General features: G+C 73.3%; 4 protein-coding genes. All 4 read left to right on the top strand.

Annotated features, from left to right (window positions below; translation table 11 throughout):
- The first annotated feature begins 6 nt into the window (after positions 1-6).
- The 4 genes from C1I97_RS33175 to C1I97_RS33160 all read left to right on the top strand — a co-directional run bounded on the left by C1I97_RS33175 (position 7) and on the right by C1I97_RS33160 (position 3741).
- Positions 7-177 carry a Trm112 family protein gene (locus C1I97_RS33175; protein ID WP_079057723.1) on the top strand — a complete coding sequence of 57 codons (171 nt, stop codon included), beginning with the start codon at positions 7-9 and terminating at the stop codon, positions 175-177.
- Between the two features lie 101 nt (positions 178-278).
- Entirely contained in the window at positions 279-1406 is a 1128-nt protein-coding gene (locus C1I97_RS33170) for an SIS domain-containing protein (protein ID WP_111006735.1), read from the top strand.
- Positions 1407-1452: 46 nt separating this feature from the next.
- On the top strand, positions 1453-2604 hold the full coding sequence (gene manA, locus C1I97_RS33165; protein ID WP_111006734.1) for a mannose-6-phosphate isomerase, class I: 1152 nt from the start codon (positions 1453-1455) through the stop codon (positions 2602-2604).
- A 156-nt stretch (positions 2605-2760) separates the two neighbouring features.
- Positions 2761-3741 (top strand): cation diffusion facilitator family transporter, encoded by a 981-nt coding sequence (locus tag C1I97_RS33160; protein WP_111006733.1) that lies wholly within the window; start codon positions 2761-2763, stop codon positions 3739-3741.
- Positions 3742-3750: the final 9 nt, after the last annotated feature.

The raw sequence follows: 3750 nt of genomic DNA, 5'->3' as shown, positions 1-3750 counted from the left end.
ACGCCCATGCCGCTCGAAGCCGGCCTCCTGGAGATCCTCGCCTGCCCGGCCTGCCACTCCCCCCTCAAGGAGCAGGACACCGAGCTGATCTGCACCGGCCAGGACTGCGGCCTGGCGTACCCCGTGCGCGACGGCATCCCCGTCCTGCTCGTCGACGAGGCCCGCCGCCCCGCGTAGCACGGACCCGTCCGCGGGAGGCCCGTCCCCCGGACGGACGGGGGACGCCGCCCCCACGACCGACGACCCGGTGTTCGGAGCCCGATCGGAGGCTGCCGCCCATGCTCGACGAATCGCTGCTCGACGACCCCGGAGGGCTCGCCGAGGCCGACCACCGCGGACTGCTCCGCGGTGCCGCCGAGGCCGGCGCCCGGGTCCGCACCGCCGCCCGGAACGCCGCCGAGGCCGGCGTGGGCGACCTCAAGCCCGACGGCCGCCCGCGCGCCGTCCTGATCGCCGGACCGGGCGCCGCCGCCACCCACGCCGCCGACCTGCTCGGCACGCTCGCCGGCGCCGGCAGCCCCGTCACCCGGCTCGCACCCATCGGTGTGGCCCCGGCCTCCGGCGCCCTGCGCTGGGAGCTGCCCGGCTGGGCCGGCTCCGTCGACCTGCTGCTGATCGCCACCCCGGACGGCACCGAGCCCAGCCTGTCCCTGCTCGCGGACCAGGCCTACCGGCGCGGCTGCACGGTCGTCGCCGTGGCCCCGGCCCGCACCCCGCTCGCCGAGGCCGTCGAAGCCGCCCACGGCCTGTTCATACCGATGGCGACGGCACCGTACGACCACGACGAACCCCTCGCCGGATCCGCCCCCGGCGTGCTGTGGGCGCTGCTCACCCCGCTGCTCGCGCTGCTGGACCGGGTGGGCCTGCTCACCGCCCCGCCCGACGTCCTGGAGAAGGCCGCCGACCGGCTGGACCACATCGCGGAGCGCTGCGGACCCGCCATCGTGACGTACAGCAACCCGGCCAAGAAGCTCGCCGCCGAACTCGCCGACGCGCTGCCCGTGATCTGGACCGAGGGCGTCTCAGCGGGCCCCGCCGGCCGCCGCTTCGCCGCCGGGCTCGCCGAACTGTCCGGCATCCCCGCGATCGTCGCCGAACTGCCCGAGGCGCTCGCCGCGCACAGCGCCCTGCTCGCCGGTCCCCTGGCCGCCAGCGCCGACCCGGACGACTTCTTCCGCGACCGCGTCGAGGAGGCCCCCGCCCTGCACGCGCGCGTGGTGCTGCTCCGCGACCGCCCGCTCGGCGGCCTCACCGCCGCGCCGGCCGCCCGTGACCTGGCCCTCAGCCACGACACGCCGATCAGCGAGCTGGAACCGGAGCCAGGAGACGAAATCGAGACCCTCGCGGAACTGATCGCCGTCACGGATTTCGCCGCCGTTTACCTGGCGCTCGCCTCCGGCGCTTGACCATGTCCTCGGCACTTCCGCCGGCAAGAACTGCAGAGAGAAGCCCATGGACCGCCTCGACAACACCATCCGCCCCTACGCCTGGGGTTCCACCACCGCCATACCGCACCTGCTGGGTGTCGAGCCGAGCGGCGAACCGCAGGCGGAGATGTGGATGGGCGCCCACCCGGGCGCGCCCTCGCGCACCGGACGCGGCACCCTCGCCGAGGTCATCGACGCCGACCCGGAGCGGGAACTGGGCGCCAAGACGGTCGCCAGATTCGGCCCGCACCTGCCCTTCCTGCTCAAGCTCCTCGCCGCCGGCGGCCCGCTCTCCCTCCAGGTGCACCCCGACCTGGACCAGGCCGGGCAGGGATACGCCGACGAGGAACGCCACGGCGTCCCCCTCGACGCCCCGCACCGCAACTACAAGGACGCCAACCACAAGCCGGAACTGGTCTGCGCGCTCACCGAGTTCGACGGCCTGTGCGGCTTCCGTGAGCCGAGCCGGTCCGCCGACCTGCTCGACGCCCTCGGCGTGGACTCCCTCAAGCCGTACGCCGGCCTGCTGCGCGCCCGCCCCACGGACGCCGCCCTGCGCGAGGTCCTCACCGCCGTCCTCACCGCCGACCGCGAGGAGATGGCCGGCACGGTCGCCGAGGCCGCGGCCGCCTGCGCCCGCCTCGGCGGCGACCACGCCCCCTACGCCGACATAGCCCGCCACTACCCGGGCGACCCCGGCGTCCTCGCCGCGATGCTCCTCAACCACGTCCGCCTGCAGCCCGGAGAGGCACTCTTCCTCGGCGCCGGCGTCCCGCACGCCTACCTCAACGGCCTCAGCGTGGAGGTCATGGCGAACTCCGACAACGTCCTGCGCTGCGGCCTGACCCCCAAGCACGTCGACGTCCCCGAACTCCTGCGCATCGTCCGCTTCGAGGCCGGCGACCCCGGCATCCTGCGTCCGGAGGCCGCGGCGGACGGCGAGGAGGTCTACGACACCCCCGCCGACGAGTTCCGGCTGTCCCGCTACGTCCTGCCCGAGGGCGCCACCGGCCACGACCTCACCCTGGAGACCCCGCAGATCCTGCTCTGCACGGCCGGTTCCGTCCGGACGGGCGAGCACGAACTGACCCCGGGACAGTCCGTGTTCGTCCCGGCGGACGAGAAGGCCGACGTGTCCGGCACCGGCACCCTCTTCCGGGCCACGGTCGTCATCTGACTCCCCGTTCGCTCCACTCGGGACGACCTGGCGCACCGGTGCCGGGGCCCGCTGCCGGACCGGGCTGCAACAATGACCCACCGGCAAAGCACGGGCAAAAGCCGGAACCGGCACAAGGACGACGGCGAGACGACGGCGAAAGGACCACGCGGACACATGAGCGCGTCAGGCGGCACCAAGGCGATCGTGGCGGCACTCGGCGCCAACCTCGCGATCGCGGTATCGAAGTTCGTGGCGTTCGCCTTCAGCGGCTCCTCGTCGATGCTCGCCGAAGGCGTGCACTCCCTCGCCGACTCCGGCAACCAGTTCCTGCTGCTGATCGGCGGCAAGAAGGCCCAGCGCGAGGCCACCCCGCAGCACCCGTTCGGCTACGGCCGCGAGCGCTACGTCTACGCCTTCCTCGTCTCCATCGTCCTGTTCTCCATCGGTGGCATGTTCGCCATCTACGAGGGCTACGAGAAGATCAGCAACCCGTACGAGCTGAAGCACTGGTACTGGCCGGTGGGCGTCCTCGTCTTCGCGATCATCGCCGAGGGCTTCTCCTTCCGCACGGCCATCAAGGAGTCCAACGAGCTGCGCGGCAAGCTGTCCTGGACGCAGTTCGTCCGCCGCGCCAAGGCGCCCGAGCTGCCGGTCGTCCTCCTGGAGGACCTCGGCGCGCTGATCGGCCTCGTCCTCGCCCTCGGCGGCGTCGGACTCGCCCTGCTCACCGGCAACGGCGTCTGGGACGGCATCGGCACCGTCTGCATCGGCGTCCTGCTCGTCCTGATCGCCCTCGTCCTGGCCGCCGAGACCAAGTCCCTGCTGCTCGGCGAGGCCGCCGGCACCGACGTGGTCCAGCAGATCGAGGCCGCCATGGTCGACGGCGACACCGTCACCCGCATCATCCACATGCGCACGCTCCACCTCGGCCCCGAGGAACTGCTCATCGCCGCCAAGATCGGTGTCCGGCACGACGACACGGCCGCCGAGATCGCCACCGCCATCGACGCAGCCGAGGCCCGCATCCGCGCCGCCGTCCCCATCGCCCGCGTCATCTACCTGGAACCCGACATCTACAGCGAGGCCGAGGCGGCCAAGGGTCCGGACCGCGAGGCCACCCCGGGCGGCCCGACCCCCCACCCCGCCGGACACTGAGTCCGAGAG

Source organism: Streptomyces sp. NTH33 (assembly GCF_003236365.1).
In the GTDB taxonomy this organism is placed as follows: Bacteria; Actinomycetota; Actinomycetes; order Streptomycetales; family Streptomycetaceae; genus Streptomyces.
Note: the sequence above shows the minus strand (reverse complement) of the source record. Positions and strands in the feature narration are given on the sequence as shown.

Coding starts and splice junctions, on each gene's coding strand:
- C1I97_RS33175 (WP_079057723.1), top strand. CDS start 7: ATGCCGCTCGAAGCCGGCCTCCTGGAGATCCTCGCCTGCCCGGCCTGC.
- C1I97_RS33170 (WP_111006735.1), top strand. CDS start 279: ATGCTCGACGAATCGCTGCTCGACGACCCCGGAGGGCTCGCCGAGGCC.
- manA (WP_111006734.1), top strand. CDS start 1,453: ATGGACCGCCTCGACAACACCATCCGCCCCTACGCCTGGGGTTCCACC.
- C1I97_RS33160 (WP_111006733.1), top strand. CDS start 2,761: ATGAGCGCGTCAGGCGGCACCAAGGCGATCGTGGCGGCACTCGGCGCC.